At 60.0% G+C, this 17,140-nt stretch carries 16 protein-coding genes and 1 tRNA gene; 7 read left to right on the plus strand and 10 right to left on the minus strand.

Annotated elements, in window-relative coordinates; all coding sequences use genetic code 11:
* The first annotated feature begins 3 nt into the window (after positions 1-3).
* Positions 4-1,008, plus strand: a complete 1,005-nt coding sequence (locus ACRQ1B_RS24925; protein WP_432296828.1) for a lysylphosphatidylglycerol synthase domain-containing protein — start codon at positions 4-6, stop codon at positions 1,006-1,008.
* On the opposite strand, the gene ACRQ1B_RS24930 is transcribed toward ACRQ1B_RS24925, so the two are convergent.
* Genes ACRQ1B_RS24930 through amn form a run of 5 tightly spaced genes read right to left on the minus strand, consistent with a single transcriptional unit; the run spans position 986 to position 6,003 of the window.
* Positions 986-2,899 carry a TPM domain-containing protein gene (locus ACRQ1B_RS24930; RefSeq protein WP_432296829.1) on the minus strand — a complete coding sequence of 638 codons (1,914 nt, stop codon included), beginning with the start codon at positions 2,897-2,899 and terminating at the stop codon, positions 986-988. The two genes, ACRQ1B_RS24925 and ACRQ1B_RS24930, sit on opposite strands and share 23 nt — an antisense overlap.
* 38 nt (positions 2,900-2,937) lie before the next feature.
* A complete protein-coding gene (locus ACRQ1B_RS24935; protein ID WP_432296830.1) occupies positions 2,938-3,687 on the minus strand; it encodes a DUF3667 domain-containing protein in 750 nt (249 codons plus the stop codon).
* Positions 3,688-3,729: 42 nt separating this feature from the next.
* Positions 3,730-4,182 (minus strand): type II toxin-antitoxin system VapC family toxin, encoded by a 453-nt coding sequence (locus ACRQ1B_RS24940; protein WP_432296831.1) that lies wholly within the window; start codon positions 4,180-4,182, stop codon positions 3,730-3,732.
* Positions 4,179-4,457: a type II toxin-antitoxin system VapB family antitoxin gene (locus ACRQ1B_RS24945; protein WP_432296832.1), complete on the minus strand. Its 279-nt coding sequence runs from the start codon at positions 4,455-4,457 to the stop codon at positions 4,179-4,181. The genes ACRQ1B_RS24940 and ACRQ1B_RS24945 overlap by 4 nt, the downstream gene beginning before the upstream one ends.
* A 46-nt stretch (positions 4,458-4,503) precedes the next feature.
* Positions 4,504-6,003 carry an AMP nucleosidase gene (amn, locus tag ACRQ1B_RS24950; RefSeq protein ID WP_432296833.1) on the minus strand — a complete coding sequence of 500 codons (1,500 nt, stop codon included), beginning with the start codon at positions 6,001-6,003 and terminating at the stop codon, positions 4,504-4,506.
* Positions 6,004-6,226: 223 nt separating this feature from the next.
* Between amn and ACRQ1B_RS24955 the strand changes: the two genes are divergently transcribed.
* A complete protein-coding gene (locus tag ACRQ1B_RS24955) occupies positions 6,227-6,541 on the plus strand; it encodes a hypothetical protein (RefSeq protein ID WP_432296834.1) in 315 nt (104 codons plus the stop codon).
* A gap of 5 nt (positions 6,542-6,546) precedes the next feature.
* Here the strand turns inward: ACRQ1B_RS24955 and ACRQ1B_RS24960 are convergent, their stop codons facing one another.
* On the minus strand, positions 6,547-6,708 hold the full coding sequence (locus tag ACRQ1B_RS24960) for a hypothetical protein (protein ID WP_432296835.1): 162 nt from the start codon (positions 6,706-6,708) through the stop codon (positions 6,547-6,549).
* 139 nt (positions 6,709-6,847) lie between these two features.
* The gene (locus ACRQ1B_RS24965) at positions 6,848-7,183 is read right to left on the minus strand and encodes a DUF2147 domain-containing protein (RefSeq protein ID WP_432296836.1); all 336 of its coding nucleotides are present in this window, start codon (positions 7,181-7,183) and stop codon (positions 6,848-6,850) included.
* 525 nt (positions 7,184-7,708) lie between these two features.
* Between ACRQ1B_RS24965 and ACRQ1B_RS24970 the strand changes: the two genes are divergently transcribed.
* Positions 7,709-7,984, plus strand: a complete 276-nt coding sequence (locus tag ACRQ1B_RS24970) for an SEL1-like repeat protein (RefSeq protein WP_306835670.1) — start codon at positions 7,709-7,711, stop codon at positions 7,982-7,984.
* 257 nt (positions 7,985-8,241) lie between these two features.
* Here the strand turns inward: ACRQ1B_RS24970 and ACRQ1B_RS24975 are convergent, their stop codons facing one another.
* Both ACRQ1B_RS24975 and ACRQ1B_RS24980 read right to left on the minus strand, forming a co-directional pair.
* The gene (locus ACRQ1B_RS24975) at positions 8,242-9,363 is read right to left on the minus strand and encodes a pyridoxal phosphate-dependent aminotransferase (RefSeq protein ID WP_432296837.1); all 1,122 of its coding nucleotides are present in this window, start codon (positions 9,361-9,363) and stop codon (positions 8,242-8,244) included.
* A 99-nt stretch (positions 9,364-9,462) separates the two neighbouring features.
* Complete coding sequence (locus ACRQ1B_RS24980) at positions 9,463-9,813, minus strand: hypothetical protein (RefSeq protein ID WP_432296838.1); 351 nt, start codon at positions 9,811-9,813, stop codon at positions 9,463-9,465.
* A gap of 226 nt (positions 9,814-10,039) precedes the next feature.
* Here ACRQ1B_RS24980 and ACRQ1B_RS24985 point away from each other — a divergent pair, with 226 nt between their 5' ends.
* From ACRQ1B_RS24985 to ACRQ1B_RS25000, 4 genes are all read left to right on the plus strand, one after another.
* On the plus strand, positions 10,040-11,260 hold the full coding sequence (locus ACRQ1B_RS24985) for an NAD(P)/FAD-dependent oxidoreductase (protein ID WP_432296839.1): 1,221 nt from the start codon (positions 10,040-10,042) through the stop codon (positions 11,258-11,260).
* A 105-nt stretch (positions 11,261-11,365) separates the two neighbouring features.
* Positions 11,366-11,455 (plus strand) — tRNA-Ser (locus ACRQ1B_RS24990).
* A gap of 499 nt (positions 11,456-11,954) precedes the next feature.
* Complete coding sequence (locus tag ACRQ1B_RS24995) at positions 11,955-13,046, plus strand: porin (RefSeq protein WP_432296840.1); 1,092 nt, start codon at positions 11,955-11,957, stop codon at positions 13,044-13,046.
* Between the two features lie 272 nt (positions 13,047-13,318).
* Positions 13,319-14,452 (plus strand): porin, encoded by a 1,134-nt coding sequence (locus ACRQ1B_RS25000; RefSeq protein WP_432296841.1) that lies wholly within the window; start codon positions 13,319-13,321, stop codon positions 14,450-14,452.
* A gap of 295 nt (positions 14,453-14,747) precedes the next feature.
* Here ACRQ1B_RS25000 and ACRQ1B_RS25005 read toward each other — a convergent pair whose 3' ends face one another.
* A complete protein-coding gene (locus ACRQ1B_RS25005; RefSeq protein ID WP_432296842.1) occupies positions 14,748-16,859 on the minus strand; it encodes a lytic transglycosylase domain-containing protein in 2,112 nt (703 codons plus the stop codon).
* Positions 16,860-17,140: the final 281 nt, after the last annotated feature.

Raw genomic sequence — 17,140 nt, forward strand, 5'->3', positions numbered from 1 at the left:
TATATGAAGAACGATCCGGTTGCCAGCCAAGGCCCGTGGATAATCCGCAACGCCATGTGGCTTGGTACGGTGGTGATCGTCATCGCCTATGCGGGTTTCATCGAATGGTTTTGGGGCTGGGCGGTGATCGTCGAGCGCTGGCAGCAGGCCGGCTGGGGGGCGGCCGTTATTGCCATCGCACTGCTGCTGATGACCTACGTGCTGCGCACCTGGCGGATCTACGATTATTTTCCGGCCGAGACCAAGGGGCGTTTCGGCGTGCTGCTGCGGCTGGTGCAGGTGCATAATCTGCTCAACATCATGATGCCGCTGCGCACCGGCGAGGCGAGCTTTCCGCTGCTGATGCGGCGCGAATTCGATGTGCCGCTGGCCCGTTCCACTTCGGCACTGCTGGTGATGCGGCTGTTCGATCTGCATGCACTGCTGGCGGCTGCTGCTTTCGGCAAGGTGATCGATCTGCGCGGCGAGGGCTATGGCGGCTGGATCTGGCTGCTGTGGCTGGGCTTTCTGGTTCTGCCGGCCATCGCCTTTGCGCAGAGCGGTCGGGCTGTCGACATGGCGAAAAGGATATTGCCGGCGAGTGGCAAGGGCGCCAGGCTGGAACGATTGGTGGAAGAGGCGGCGGCTGGGCTGCCAGCCGACAAGGCTGCCTTTGCCCGCGCCTGGGGGGCGACGCTGGTCAACTGGTTCGTCAAGATCGCGGTTCTCGCCTGGGTTCTCGTTTTGCTTTGCGATCTCGATCTCGGCGCTGCCTTCGGGGGCGGATTGGGTGGCGAGCTGTCCTCCGTCCTGCCGGTGCATGCGCCGGCCGGTGTCGGCACCTATCCGGCCGGCATCACCGCCGGCGCCATCGCTTTCGGAGCATCGACCAAAACGTCTGCGCTGGAGGTGTTGGGGCAGGCGGCGGTGAATGCCCACCTTCTGGTGGTGATCTCCTCGCTGGTCGGTACGGCACTGTCGCTGCTGTTTGCCCGTGCGCCAAAAGCTAATCCAGCCGATCGTAACTGATCAGGTCGAATTGCGGGGCGTCAGCAGCGAGAAAACTGTCGCGGGCGATGAAGGCATAACGTTTGCCATCCTCTAACGCCACCGGCATCAGCGTTGGCACGGTCTGGTTCACGTAAAGAACGGCATCCTGACCGTCTGCGGTGCGGACATGCAAAGCCGGGCCGACATGCCGGGTTTTCGGCTCGTTGATATCGAGCGCCGGGTCGGCCATGTCGGGCTTCGTCGAAACGACGGTGGCATCGATGCGCAGAAGCTTGCGCCATGTCGGGTCGGTGTTCGGATTGTAGGGCGTGTTGGTCCGCTTCAGCTCTTCGCGGGCGTTTTCGGCGGTCGAAAGCATCTGTTGCAGGCTGTTGAACCGGACCTGCCATTCCAGCGCCTGAGTATCGCGCATCACGCGGTAGCTGGCATCGGCGATCAGCCGGCCCGATGTCAGTGATTTGCGCGGCGTATCGTTGAGAGTGAGAAAACTTTTCAGGTAACTGCGCAGCGGCTCGACCGTGTCGTATTGCACAAGCAGTCCCGGCCCAAGCGCAACGCCGCTCTCTTTGGCATCCGGTGCGACCACGAGCACGGCGCCATTGCCGACGTCCATCTTGCCGACCCGCATCTGCCGCATCACGTCCAGCGCATATTGATCGGCGCTGCGGCCCTGCAGGTCGTTGGTCACGATGGTGACGATCTCGACATCGGTGGCGGCGGCATATTGATAGGCCAGCGTTGACAGCTTTTCCTTGGTTTCGGTGTCGAACACGCCGACGGCGTCATAGACGAATCTGTCGAATTTCGAGGGTGTTGTCGCCTGATCGAGTTGGGGAATGCGGTCGAGGGCGGCGGCGACTAATGCCGGGCGGTTGCTGCCGCCATCCTTGCCGATCGATGGCATGACGATTTCCGCCGCGCCCGGAATTTTGGGCATCGGCGCGCGCGGCACGCCGTTGACGGCGACCTGCTGGTCTGCGGGAGCAGCGGGGGCTATGGGGGCTGCGGCCGGCGGAGCCTGTTGCGCTGTACGCGCGGTCTTCTGCTGTTCGGCCTGCGTTTCGTCCGCTGCGGGCGGGGAGGGCTGAACGGCTGCGACCGTGGTTTCGCCGCAACCGTCCTGCTGCTGCCCGCAGGATTCCAGCCAGCCGGACTTGATGGCGGAAAGTCGCATCGTCCGGCCCGGATGGGTGGCGCTCGCGGCCTCCGGGATCAGCGTGGCGATGGCCTTCTGGGCGTCATCGAGTTTTGCGCCCATCTTGTAGAGCACGTAACCGGAAAACTTGTCGGCCTCCAGTTCAATCGGCGGCTGGCTGCCGCCCGGCACCAGCGTGTGGCCGGACAGATGATGGCCGATCTCATGCGCCATGATCGACAGCGACGACCAATCATTGTTGTCTGTCGCTTTGGCGACCTGCTGCATGAATGTCCTGTTATAGGCGATCACCCGCTGCGGAATGCCGTCCGGCCCAAGCACGATGATGGCGGCAGCATTCGGCACGTCGGCTTCCATGATGCGAAAGTTCTGGGGCAGGCCGGTATAGCGCATCACCCTGTTGACGGCTTGCGCGCCATCGGTTCCGGGAGGGACGGACAGCGATTTTGCATCCACAGCCAAGGCCTTGCCGTCATAGGAGCAGGCCTGCAGCATGTCCTTCAACTGCGTGGCCAGTTCGTCCTCGTCGATATCACTGGCTTTCTCGGTGGGCGCGTTTTGCGGCTGCTGGGGCGGGGTCGCCTGCGCCATCAGTGTCTGGCGCCGTTCACTGTCCTGCAGTTTGGAAAAGATCGGATCGCAGATTTCAGCATCCCGGCCGGTGAAGAACGATGAGCCGGTCCTTGCTTCTGCCAAAGCCTGTGAGGCGGGTAACAGGGCCGTGACGGCGACAGTCAAAAATGCGGTTCTCATGAGACCTCCCTTCCCAAAGACAATTCCGCCTTCCCGCATCACGTCAGCTGGGCAATGACGATGCGGATGACGGCGCGGGCATACAGATAAAGCAGCCCTTCCTTCACCAGATGGAAGACGATCGCGCCGATCGCCGGCCACCACCATCGCCGACGCCAGTCGACGGCGAAGAACTGGCCGAAGGCGAGAAACACGATGCCGCCCTCGATCCAGTCCATATAATACCCGCTGTAAATGCGGTGGGCGGCAACCCGTTCCGGCGTGGCGCCGAAGACCAGAAGCGGCGACAGGTTGATGATATTGGCGGTGATGATGACGAAATGGGTATAGGTGGCGAGCACGAGGTGCTCGACGACATTGAAGCCGCCACGCCGGAAGAAGACGATATTGGACGCGATCAGCACGGCCAGTATGCCGAGCGAAAACGACCATTTCGAATAGGACTGGACGAGTGTGATCGCCTTGGTGAGCGTCTGGTTGCTGGAGGTGAGATAACCGGTCTGGGCGATCACCACGAGCAGGATGACGATGGCGGCGAGCAGCAGTTTCAAAGGGTTGACGTGGCTCTTGCGCTTGCCTTCGACATATTCGCGCGCCACCCGACCGGGCCTCAGCGCCACGTTGAAGGCGGCTTTGAGCATGTCCGTCTCGAACCAGCGGATCTTTTCCCAAGCCTCGTCGCGCAGGTGGCCGGCACCGAATCGCTCCGCCTTCTTCTGCCCGCAGGACTGGCAAAATTTGCTGGCCAGCGCCTCACCACAATTGCGGCAGACGGCTTCGTCGAACAACACGCTCATCGTCAGGAGGAGATGTGGCGCGGGCCGTGGTTTTCAAGGATGTTCTAATGGGGGTGGGGTTGTCCACTCTTCAAGGAGAACCGCGATGTTACGGAGGTCGACGTCGGCATTTTGCCGAAGCTTGCGAACCAGACGATCGTCGGCGGTGATCAACTGGCATTTGTCCTGACGGGCCAGAGCAAGATACATGCAGTCATAGGCTGGGTGATCCAGCGAGAAAGCAAGCTCCGCTGCTTCAACGACCAGAGACCTCATTTCCACGAACTCCATGCCAGTGCTTTCGATGAGCATGGCCGCAAACCGGCCTTCGCTGGCGGTGAGTTCGGCGCGACGGACCTTCTTCCATAAAATATTGGCACATTCCGCAAGCATCAATTCCGGTGCCATGAGCCGAGTGTTCTGGCGAAGGGCCAAGGCCTTGTCCGTGCCCGCCTCTTCAACGACCCATTTGATGGCGACGCTGGCGTCCACGACGAATGGCGTCATCGCTCATCGCGTCCCTCTCGCATCAGAACTTCGGAAGGGGTGTGGTTGCGTCCGGCCGTCAGCGCCCTGAATTCTTCTGCCAATGTTTCGAATGTCGGGCTGTTGTGATGCCGGCCATGCCAGCCCATGCCGCGCATTTCTTCAAATGCCTGCATGCGTTCATGGTTCTTGACCAGAATGCGCAGCGCTTCTTCCACGGCTGCGGTGTCTGAAAGGCCGGTGATGTCCTCGGCATTTCTCACCAAGTCATCGTCAAGATTTACGGATCGGGTCATCTGGAACCTCCACGAGCCCAGATGATACGCCGCAATCGCTACAATGTCACTGGAATGCCGTCTCGTAAAAGCTTCTCAGCTTGCGCGAATGCAGCGTTTCCGTCGGCATTTCCGCCAGTTTCTGTACGGCGCGGATGCCGATCTTCAGGTGCTGGCTGACCTGCGTCTTGTAGAAGGCCGTTGCCATGCCCGGCAGTTTCAATTCGCCATGCAGCGGCTTGTCGGACACGCAAAGCAGGGTGCCATAGGGCACACGGAAACGGAAACCGTTGGCGGCGATGGTCGCGGATTCCATATCGAGCGCGATGGCGCGGGCCTGGCTCAGGCGTTTGACCGGGCCAGCCATGTCGCGCAGTTCCCAGTTGCGGTTGTCGATCGTGGCGACCGTGCCGGTGCGCATGATCCGCTTAAGTTCAAAACCTTCAAAGCCGGTGATCTCTTCAACCGCATCTTCCAGCGCCTGCTGCACTTCGGCCAGCGCCGGGATCGGCACCCAGACCGGCAGGTCGTCGTCGAGGACGTGGTCCTCGCGCATGTAGGCATGTGCGAGCACGTAATCGCCCAGACGCTGGCTGTTGCGCAGGCCGGCGCAGTGGCCGACCATCAGCCAGGCATGCGGACGCAGCACGGCGATATGGTCGGTGATCGTCTTGGCGTTGGAGGGGCCGACGCCGATGTTGACCAGCGTGATGCCGCAATGGTCGTCCTTCTTGAGGTGATAGGCCGGCATCTGCGGCAGGCGGCCGACGGCTTCAGGCGCGGACGCCGCGCCGGCCGGCGTGACGATATTGCCCGGCTCGACAAAGGCCGTGTAGCCTTCGCCGCCGTCAGCCATCAGCTGGCGCGCCCAATTGGTGAACTCGTCGATATAGAACTGGTAGTTGGTGAACAGCACAAAGTTCTGGAAATGGTCGGCTCCGGTTGCCGTGTAATGGGCAAGACGGGCGAGCGAATAATCGATGCGCTGTGCCGTGAAGGGCGCAAGCGGCGCCGGTTCGCCTGGCAGCGCTTCGTATTCACCATTGGCGATCAGGTCGTCGGTATTGTTGAGGTCCGGCGTGTCAAACAAGTCGCGCAGCGGGTAGTCGGCGAGCGAACTCGAGCCGGAGGCTTCCACATGCGCGCCTTCGCCGAAGGCGAAATGCAGCGGGATCGGCGTCGTCGATTCAGACACGATGACCGGCACATGGTGATTGCGCATCAACAGTTCGAGCTGCTCGACCAGATAACGCCGGAACAGTTTTGGACGCGTGACCGTGGTCGTGTAGATGCCCGGCGCCGAGACGTGGCCATAGGAGAGGCGCGAATCGATATGGCCGAAACTGGTCGTTTCGATGCTGACCTGCGGATAGAAGGCGCGGTAACGGCCCTCCACCGGTGCGCCCTTGGCCAGCGCCTGAAAGGCGTCGATCAGGAAGGCGGTGTTGCGTTCGTAAAGGGCGATGAGGGCATCGACGGCCTGTTCGGCATCATCGAAAACCTGCCGTTCTGCGGCAGCGGGGGAGATGCAGGTCATGGGGGGAAGCGTCTTTATCCGTTTGTTCATGCAGCACTATAATACGCTCAGCGTCACAAGCGGAAGACACCTCATCGATGGTTTGTGACAGCCAGCCGGATACGCCGGGGGACCTGACGCCTGCGTGATGGAACATCAAGTCTGCGTCAGTAAACGAAAACACGCTTAAACGCGTGGAACAGCATGCATCTTCCTTCGTTCGATCTGCAAAGGTTTGCGGCAATCATCCGTTCAATCGGGAAGGAACAGATCCATGAAATTCGTATCCTCGGTATCCATGGCAGCACTCGCGCCCAGAGCGCCATCCAGCGCCGAAGCAATCACGCCGCTGGGGTCAGCATCCGGCGGCGACGGCGTGACAGTCGTGCATGTGGCACTGTCGTCGAACGCCGATCCGCAACTGCCGCGTTTTCCGGATCAGACACCGGAGGACATTGCGAAGGCGCAGAAGACGATTATTGGCGATGCCGATCTCGTCGCCGCGTTGAACAACCGCGACATCAACATTGAGAGCGTGATCGCCGTCGATCATGCCGATGACGGTGGTCACATCGTTTATGTCGGCTGATCCGATTACAGCGAGACCGTGCAGCCATATTGCTGCGTGCAGAGGGTTTGCGCGTTGAGGCGGGACAATGACCCCTTGCCGTGATGCGCGACCAGAGCTGAAAACGACAGGGCGAATACGGTCATGACCAGAGCCAGGATCGTCATGCGTCTTGCGATGATGGTCATCTTGTCACCCCTTGTTTGACGGATTGGGGCCATAGTGTCGCCATCAGGCTGAATGGTCTCTGAGACAGGGGTTCATCCGGCATTCAGAAGGATTAACAGACGGGCACCGCCTCCACAGCGCCCGCCTTGGCGCAAGCGATCAGATACGTGTCCAGGTCTGCGTCTTGCAGAGAATCTTCATCACGCAGCCCTTCATTTTCAGCGAATTGCCGGTGACGGCGCCGGAGCCGCTATAGGTCTTGTCATTGGCAGGATCGGTAATCTCGCCACTATAGGCGTCGCCCTTGCCGTCCATCTTGCCGATCTGCTTGCCGGCATGTTTGCCGGTCTTGAGTGTCACGCAGAAGGCGCCGCCGCATTTGGCGATCTGTGCGGTCTCGCCGCTGGCCGTCTTCCAGTTGCCTTCGATCGGTTCGGCAGCCATTGCGCCGGATGCGCCGAGCATCAGCCCGGCGAAAACCACGAAACGTTTCATTGAAATCTCCTCCTCAAGGCCGCCCGCGCCAAAGCAGCAAGCGGCATGTTCCTCCCTGCCGGCGATTGATGAACCGCAAGCCAAGTCAATTTAGCTTACGCGCACGTAAAGGTAAACTGCGAGGATCGACGGGTTTTCGGAGTTGAAATGACCTTGGGAACGCCGCTGATTTCGGCACCTTTCCACATGAGCCCGCTTTCGCAACGGAATCCTTGGTGAACGAAGAGTCAATTTTGCCGCGTGAAATTTCCGTAAATTTTTATGCAGATCGCCTGTCTGGCAGGGAATGCGATGTTTAACAAAAAACCAAGTTTACCAAGCGTTTGGACTTTGTTTGCATCGAATTAATCATGCATTTTAGGCGAATTTTGAAATCCGTGGGGCATATTGGGGTCATCAAACGAGCAGGGAAAACCTGCCGCCCGAGAGATCGAAAAGCCGCTCGAACGGTGATCGTCGGGGCCCCATGAGGGCAGATGAAAACAGGGACTGCAACGACAACGACTTGAACAGGGATTAAGTCAGATGGCACGTTTTGAAATGCACGAAACCGAACTGGCCGGCGCCGCCCAGATGGGCGGAGCCGACCGCGCTGAAACCTTTTGCGACATGGGCTTGATGTATGCGACCGGTCGTGGTTGCCCGGTGGATCTCGTTTCCGCCCACAAGTGGCTGAACATCGCCGCCATAAAGGGCTCTGATCGCGCGGCCGAATTGCGCGCCGATCTCTCGCACCAGATGAGCAAGACCGAAATCGCTCTTGCCCTGCGCGCTGCCCGCGACTGGATGACCATGCATTGATGCATGTGTCGGTGCGGTAAGCCGAAAACCATGACCGGTTTTCGAGCGATACGATTTGCCTGACCCAAAATGCTGCGGCGTCCTTGCGCGCCACGACGGACGCACAAGGACGCCGCAGGCCACGGCATTTCGCTCTCAACGACGCAGAATAACAAAAGTCGACGTCACGAAGCGGCCACCCAAGAGCCGGATTGACGTCAATCATTGAGGACCGTGACCGGCAGGAACAAGGCCGGCACGGTCTTTCTGTTTTGGAATCAGGCCAGCGTTTTCAAGACCTGCGGCAAAGCTTCCTCCAGCAACGCCATGTCCTTTTCCGTGCCGGCGCTGATGCGGATGCAGCGGTTGAGCGGTGCGACACCCGGCATCCGGATGAACACGCCGTGTTCCATCAGCCCATCGACGATGGCGCGGGCGTAAACACCGTCCCGACCGCAATCGACAGCGACGAAATTGGTGGCCGACGCAAGCGGCAACAAACCATTGTCGCGGGCGATTTTTGCGATGCGGTCGCGCGAGGCGGAAATATCGCCAATCACCTTGGTCAGATAGGTCTGATCCTTCAAGGCCGCCAGGGCCGCCGCCGTACTGATGCGTGCCATGCCAAAATGGTTGCGGATCTTGTCGAAGGCGTTTGCGGTGCCGGGCGTCGATATGGCGTAACCGATACGCGCGCCGGCGAGACCGTAGGCCTTAGAGAAGGTGCGGGTGCGAAGAATGTTGGGCATGTCGATCAGGGCGGCCATGGCGGGCGTGGCATCAGCCGGGCCGGTTTCGCAATAGGCCTCGTCCAGAATCATCAGGCAGGTTTCCGGCAGGGCCTTTGCAAAGGCGACGATATCGTCCGCCTTGTGCCAGCTGCCCATCGGATTGTCCGGATTGGCGAAATAGACCAGCGGTGCGTTTTCGCGGCGCACGAGATCCAGAAGACCGTTCAGGTCCTCGCGGTCGTCGACATAAGGTGTCGTCACCAACCGTCCGCCAAAACCGGCGACATGGAAATTGAAGGTGGGGTAGGCACCAAAAGATGTGACGACCGGAAAGCCGGGTTCGATCACCATGCGCACGATCAGGCCAAGCAGGTCGTCGATGCCTTCGCCGATGGCAATGTTTTCCGGCTGGATGCCGAGATGCGCCGCCAGCGCAGCCTTCAGCTCGAAGTTTTCCGGGTCATTGTATTTCCAGGTATCGGTCGCCGCTTCCGCAATCGCCGCAATGACGGCGGGCGAGGGGCCAAAACCGTTTTCGTTGGCGCCGATCCTTGCCTTCACCATCAGTCCGCGATTGCGCTCGATCGCTTCCGGCCCGACGAAGGGAACGGTGGCAGGCAGGCTTTGGACAAGCGGCGTAAAACGGGAAAAGGACGAGTGATCAGACATATGCGCATTCCGGTTGGGCAAAAACCGGCACACAATAGGTCCAATTCGTTTATGCGCAAGCGCATTCACCCGTCGAGCGGGCAGGTGCGGTGAGGAGAATCACCAGTGGTCGGCGTCAAAGCCTAGACGGATGACATGGTGGAGAAATTCGGGATCGATCAACATGTTGAAGCCAATCGTCAGTTTTTCCTCCTCGCGGCGGATCAGCGTGCAGCCGATTTCATCGCGGATGCCGAGGATTTCCAGAAAGAAGTGACTGGGCACCTGCAGATAGGGGCTGACTTCCAGCTCGGCGCCATAGATCGATATTTTCCTGATCAGGCAGCGCAGGTTCTGTTTGGTCGAAAGGTGCCGCTCTACGAAAATGATCTTGCCGGGCCGGTCGATATCGAACTGCTCGTAAATCTTGTCACGCGGAATATTGGTCATATCGGGCGCAATCGTCGGCATCAGACCCTCCCTGGGTCCTTTTAATGCAGTCAGTCTACGGTGTTTCCGCTGATGCATATTGAAACGCATCGGTAAAATTTGAATGAGTGACGCGAATTCCCGTTCAGATGCACGCGACCGGGCCGGAACGCTGACGGCTGTGCTCTTCTGTTGACGGCTCGACAGTGCGGCTTTACCCCTGTCTCGCGCCCGTATCGGCGGGCACCTATTATAAAGAGGGCATGACGTGACTGCAGGCAGGCTGGTAATCGTCGGGGCAGGGCAGGCTGGACTGGCGCTTGCCGCCAAGCTGAGGGCACTGAAGGATGAGCGGCCGATCACCATGCTCGGTGCCGAGGATGTTGCGCCCTACCAGCGGCCGCCGCTTTCGAAAAAGTATCTTGCCGGCGAGATGGAATTCGACCGCTTGCTTCTGCGCGTGCCGGAATGGTTTGCCGAGAACGAAATCGATTTGCGCCTGTCCGCCTTCGTGGAAGAGATCGACCGCGAGACGAAGGAAGTGAAGCTGCAGGACGGTTCGACCGTTTCTTATGAAGCGCTGGTGCTGGCGACCGGCGCGACACCGCGCACTCTGCCGGCAGAAATCGGCGGCGATCTCGATGGCGTTTATGTGATGCGCGCCAAGCGCGACGCCGATCTTCTGGAAAAGGAGATGAAGGAAGGTCGCCGCCTGCTGGTGATCGGCGGCGGTTATATCGGGCTGGAAGCGGCGGCGGTCGCGAAGAAATTCGGCCTCGAAGTGACGCTGATCGAAATGGCTGACCGGATCCTCAAGCGGGTGGCCTCCGCCGAGACGGCCGCCATCATGCGCGACATCCATAAAGAGCATGGCGTTACCATTCTGGAAAACACCGGCCTGAAGCGACTGATCGGCAAGGAGGGGCGCGTGGCGGCAGCCGAGCTCTCCGATGGCACTGTCATCGATGTAGACGCAGTCATCGTCGGTATCGGCGTTTCCGCCAATGATCAGCTGGCGAGCGATTGCGGGCTCGATGTCGGCAATGGAATCATCGTCGATGAATTCGCCCGCACCTCCGATTCCGCCATCTACGCGGTCGGTGACTGCACCAGCCTGCCCTGGCGTGGCGAACGCGTGCGGTTAGAATCGGTACAGAACGCCATCGATCAGGCGGAGGCCGCGGCTTTGGTGATGACAGGTGAAGACATCGCCTATGACGCAAAACCGTGGTTCTGGTCGGATCAGTATGATGTGAAACTGCAGATCGCCGGCTTCAATCTCGGTTTCGACGAGACGGTGGTCCGTGAAGGCGTGCGGCCGGGCAGCGTTTCCGTCTGGTATTTTCGTGAGGGCCGTTTTGTGGCGGTGGATGCCATCAATGACGCCAAGGCTTATGCCACCGGCAAGCGGTTGCTTGATCAGGGCCGCGAACCTGACCGCGACGTGCTGGCCGATTCGGCCGCTGACCTGAAGCTTCTGCTCGGCTGAGGCCCAATAGGGGCGTGGAAAAACGCCCCTATTATAAGGAAATGTCGCCGCGGCTGCGAAAAGACCTTGCAATCGCGATTCTTCCCGCATAATCACCACGGCACCGGAGAGGTGGCCGAGTGGTCGAAGGCGCTCCCCTGCTAAGGGAGTATACCCGAGAGGGTATCGTGGGTTCGAATCCCATCCTCTCCGCCATCAAACAAGTTTTCCTGACATCGCCGTTTTGACTGTATGTTTGCCAGTGTTGGCCGGCAGGCTTTGTCGACGCCCGCGCGATCGTTCGCCGCGCCGGGCAATCTTCATAACCCCTCAATATATACGGTGTGCCACGCAGCAAGAATCGTGCGGCGCAGGCGCGCCTGCGGGCGATTCTCCGGCTTCTCCACAGGGGCAGAGCCGGTCTTTCGGCGGCTAAGTGGCTGCTCCTCAAGGCAATTGTTAAGGATTTGTAAAAATTGAACGATCCTCAACAGCCGTTTTGTGTCCTTTCCGCAACAGCGTAATCGTAAGCAGGGGTGATGAAGCGCAATTCTCCCGTTTCAAGATTGCGTGCGGGGCGCGGTCTTGTATTTTCACTCTCGGAAGCGCGGCGGTGGATCGCACGTTTTCGAATACCGACGGGGATGGGGCAGGGAATGCTGTCCTTCAGCTATAAGAACCCAGACCCTTATGTAACTTTGACTGGAGGTCAAACATGAACATCAAGAGCCTTCTTCTCGGCTCCGCAGCAGCTCTCGCTGCTGTATCTGGCGCACAGGCTGCCGACGCTATCGTTGCTGCTGAACCTGAGCCCATGGAATACGTTCGCGTCTGCGACGCTTTCGGCACCGGCTACTTCTACATCCCGGGCACCGAAACCTGCCTCAAGATCGGTGGTTACGTCCGCGTTCAGGTTGACGGTCGTTCGGACTTCGACCTGACCGGTCAGCAGGGCGGTTACCGCACCAACACCCGCGCCCAGCTCCAGTTTGACGCCAAGTCGGACACCGAACTCGGCACGCTCGCTTCGAAGATCACGCTGCGCGCCAACACCAACAGCGACTCGGACTTCTACCTCGAAGAAACCTACCTCGAAATCGGTGGTCTTCGCGTTGGTCAGTTCTACAACTACTTCGATAACGGCCTTCCGGGCGAAACCGTTCTTTCGGACGGCGGTCCGTTCGGTTCCGGCTACATCGCTGGCGACACGCTGAACAACTCCATCCGTTACACCTTCGATGGCGGCGCTTTCCAGGCCTACATCCAGGCTGACGCTTTCAACTCGGAAGCTGGCTGGAAGACCGACGACGTCGGCGTTCCTGGTACTGTTGGTTTCCGCGCTGACAACCGTGACGAACTCGGCGTTAACGCTATGATCGCTGGCAAGTTCGGCGGCGTATCGGTTGACCTGTTCGGCGCCTACGACTTCGATTGGGAAGACGGCGTTATCGCTTCGACCCTGTCGGCTGAAATCGGCCCGGGCAAGCTCGGCGTCTTCGGCGTATACTCGACCGGCCCGTCCGCTTACTGGGACTTCTCCGAGTGGAGCATCGGTGCAGAATACGCTATCGCTGTTACCGACAAGTTCTCGATCACCCCGGGCGCTCAGTACTGGGATAACGTTACCCGTAACTACGTTACCGGCGACTACGTTGGTGGTGATGCATGGCGCGTTGGCGTAACGGCTGACTACAAGATCACCCAGGGCCTGACTGCCAAGGCAACTGTCAACTACACCGACGTTGACAACGGCGTAGACTCTGCTGACCGTTGGGACGGCTTCTTCCGTCTGCAGCGTTCGTTCTAATCTGACCTTTCAGGTTTGATCGGGAAGCCCGGCCTCTGGCCGGGCTTTTCTGTTTTGAATTGTCGTCGGCTTTGGTGTCGATTCGATCGAAGATGAAAGACTCGCCAGGCTGTGGATGGTCTGTGTGCACCGCAATAAGTTGTGACATAAAAGTGACGCAACACGCGCAACTATATGGCGAGAGTATCCTTGGTCGATTGATTTGCTTGAAAGCAAATTATGCACATGTACGTTGGCTCCGTAAGAATGAATCGCCAATCGGGGAATGACCAATGAACATCAAAAGCCTTCTTCTCGGCTCCGCTGCTGCGCTCGCAGCCGTATCCGGCGCCCAGGCGGCCGACGCTATCGTCGCTGCCGAACCGGAACCCATGGAATACGTACGCGTCTGCGACGCGTTCGGCACCGGCTACTTCTACATCCCGGGCACTGAAACCTGCCTCAAGATCGGTGGTTATGTTCGCGTTCAGGTCGATGGCCGTAGCGATTTCGATTTTGACGGCCCGGCCGGTGGTGTCGCTCAGGAAGGCGGCTACCGCACCAATACCCGCGGTTACCTGACCATCGCTGCCAAGTCCGATACGGAACTCGGCACGCTCGGTTCGTCCATCAGCCTCGAAGCAGACACCAACGGCGGCAGCCAGGATTTTTTCGTGGATGAAGCCATCATCCAGCTTGGCGGCCTGCAGGTCGGTTACTTCTACAACTACTTCGATAACGGCCTTCCGGGCGAAACCGTTCTTTCCGACGGTGGTCCGCTGGGCAGCGCATTCGGTTACATCGGCGGTGACACGCTGAACAACTCCATCCGCTACACCTTCGACGGCGGCGCTTTCCAGGCCTATATCCAGGCTGACTTCTTCGACTCGCAGGACGGCTGGAAGGATAACGTTCTCGTGTTCGACCCGGTCACCGGTGATCTCGTTTCCGATCGCGGCCGTGACGAAATCGGCGTCAACGCTATGATCGCCGGCAAGTTCGGTGGCGTTGCCATCGATCTGTTCGGTGCCTACGACTTCGATTTCGATGACGGCGTTATCGCGTCCACGCTCGCTGCTGAAATCGGCCCCGGTACCCTCGGCGTCTTCGGCGTCTACTCTTTCGGCCCGTCGCGTTACTGGGACTTCGCCGAATGGAGCATCGGTGCCGAATATGCGATCAAGGTTACGGACAAGTTCTCGATCGCTCCGGGTGCACAGTACTGGTCTAACATCGTGCCGGTTTACAGCTCCAGCGACTATGCTGGTGGTGACGCATGGCGTGTTGGTGTAACGGCCGATTACGAAATCACCACCAACCTGAAGGCCAAGGCAACCGTCAACTACACCAGTGCAGACTACGATCTGAACGGTATCGGCGACGGCGATCGTTGGGACGGCTTCCTGCGTCTGCAGCGCTCGTTCTAAGCCTGACGACCAAAACAAAAATCAGCCCGTGGATCATCTCCGCGGGCTTTTTTGTATCGGTACATGTCTCGGCGTTATGGGGTGCCTGAGTCCTGTACACAGGAGTGAAAAGGGCATCGCCATATCGCGGGTGCTTGAACATGCCGACAAGGCGAAGATGGTCTGCACAAAACACCGACGGCTGTACGGTCGAATCGCTGCAGCGCCTATTCCAGCTGCCTGAAGGTTATGCCGAGCGAACCCGCCTCGATAATTTAAGGGTGTCGCATGCTGATCGCAGGTGCTTGACCGGCACTTACCGCCGTCCAAACCTCAAATCATCCTCGATATCCGCCGTCTGGCCGAGCCGGGTCTTGTAGACCTGATAATTCTCCATCACCCGCTGCACGTAATTGCGGGTTTCGGGGAAGGGGATACGCTCGATCCAGTCGATCACCTCATCCAGAGATTTGCCGCGCGGATCACCGTAACGGGCGATCCAGTCCGGCACGCGGCGCGGGCCGGCATTGTAGGCGATGAAAGTGAGGATGTAGGAGCCGCCAAAACTGTCGATCTGTTCGCCGAGGTAATGCGCGCCGAGCGTGGCGTTGTAACCGGCATCGGTCGTCAGTTTCGCGGCCGTGTAAGTGATACCATGACGGCCGGCGACGCCCTTGGCGGTGCCGGGCAGGATCTGCAGCAGGCCGCGTGCATCTGCCGGCGAAATGGCGGATGGATTAAAGGCGCTTTCCTGGCGCGCAATGGCATAGGCCAGCGCCTTGCCGGAGCCGGCAATGTTGGCGGAAGAGGGGATGACGCCGGTCGGGTAGGCGAGCGCTGCCACCTCTATGCCGCGGGCAAAAGCGGATTTGCCGATCTGCAATGACAGCGCATGGTCGCCGTTCTTTTCGGCGCGTGCGGTGAGGATGGCGAGTTCGCCCGGGCTGGTGATCTCATCGGCGAGTGCGCGGTACAGCGCATTTGCGCGGCTGTCGTGGCCGGCGGCATCCAGCCGGTCGATGGCCCGCACCACTTCGCGGTTCTCGAAATTGCGGCGGTCGGTGTCACTCGGTGACGGGTAGGAGACATTCAGCACCTTGGTGCCGAGTTTCGAGGCCGCCAGCTGGCCATAAAACGTGCCGGAATATTGCGCCGCCTGCCGATAGAAATCGGCCGACTTGCCGGGGCCGCCGGCTTCTGCGGACCGGCCAAGCCAATAAAGTGCGCGCGAGGCCGAAAGCGGTCGCGTCGAGGCATTCAGGATGGCGCGAAAATGTTTTTCCGCCACCGTGGGGTTTTTCAAGGCGCGCAGCGCATACCAGCCGGCGTGGAATTCCGCATCGACGATGTCCGTCGCAGCCGTTGCCGTGTGGCGTGCGGCAACGCGGTAGGCTTCGGCGTAATCGCCCTGATCGGCCAGGCCGCGGGCAATGATGCGGCGCTCATTCCACCATTCTCCGCCATTGACGAGCCGGGTTGCCTCGCGCGGCGCCTTGTCCAGCAGCGCGGCTGCCTCGCGGTAACGGTCCTGATGGCGCAGGTTCTCGATCGTCGCGAACAGGTAGGCCGGATCCTTGCTCCAGTTGGCAGCAGCGGCCTGCAGAAGCTGGTCGGCATTTTTCGCTTTGCCGGCGACGGCTGCCCAGGCCTTGTAAAGCGATTGCGCGCGACCGAGATCACCGAATCGCTGCGCCTGATCGGCGCGGTTGCGATACATCAGGTAATCCATGCGGGCCTTGTGGTCCGCCGTGGTCAGCAGGCCGGAAAATTCCTTGAGGATCTTGTCCTCTGTGGCCTTGTCCAGCGCGTCACCGATCCAGGTCGCGCGCAGCACCGTGGCGGCGCGCCCTTTGTCACCGGAGGCCACCAGGGCACGGGCAAGGATCATCGTTCCTTCCGGCGTTTCGGCAGCACTGTTGCCGAAGGCGGCCAGCACCGCGGCGGGGGCCGGGTTTTCGCGATAAAGCGCGCGCTCGGAATTGGCGCGCAGACGGGTCAGGCCCGGCCAGCCGCGCAGTTCGCGCTGGGCGCTCGCGATCTCGTGCGAGGGCACGCCGTTCTGGCCCGAGGTGGCGATCGCCCATGTGAGAATCTGGCGGTCGAGCGAGCCGGCAGGAAGGGCGTTGCGCGTGGCGATGGCCGTGCCGGCATCACGGGCCGTGAGCGCGTCGAGGCCTGTCTTCAACTGGCTGACGACGCCGAGGCGCCCCCCGCGCTGCGGCAGCGAAGGTGAGGGGATCGAACCGGTAATGTCGGGCGCCGTCATGGGCTCTGGTGCAGGCGCTCTCGACAAGGGTGCATTCGGTTTGACGAAGGGCAGCGGCACCGGGCCTTCCGGCAGGGGCGCGGCCATGCTCATGCGCAGGTCGAAAAGGCCTGCGGTCAATCCGAGGCCAAGGCCTGCGAGGATCAGAACATTCTTTCTCATTCACCGTCCACGACATTCTTCGCCTGAACCCTTTATGGACGCCCCGTCCATGGTCTCGGCAAATCCTCATTCCCTCTCAAAGCCACATGCTGTCGAATGTGACCATATACCATCGATTAGCGGCCACGCCGATTAACGAAACCTTACCGCATTTCAGCAAATACGCTCTTTTACCGCGTGGTTGCGTCACGAAAGCGTCATGGCTGCGCTTGTCGGCGGATCGACAGCGATCTATGGTGCCCGCCGAATAGGGTCAGACCTATAGGAATGGATTGCGGCTG

It is taken from the genome of Endobacterium panacihumi (genome assembly GCF_050847465.1).
Classification (GTDB): domain Bacteria; phylum Pseudomonadota; class Alphaproteobacteria; order Rhizobiales; family Rhizobiaceae; genus Neorhizobium; species Neorhizobium panacihumi.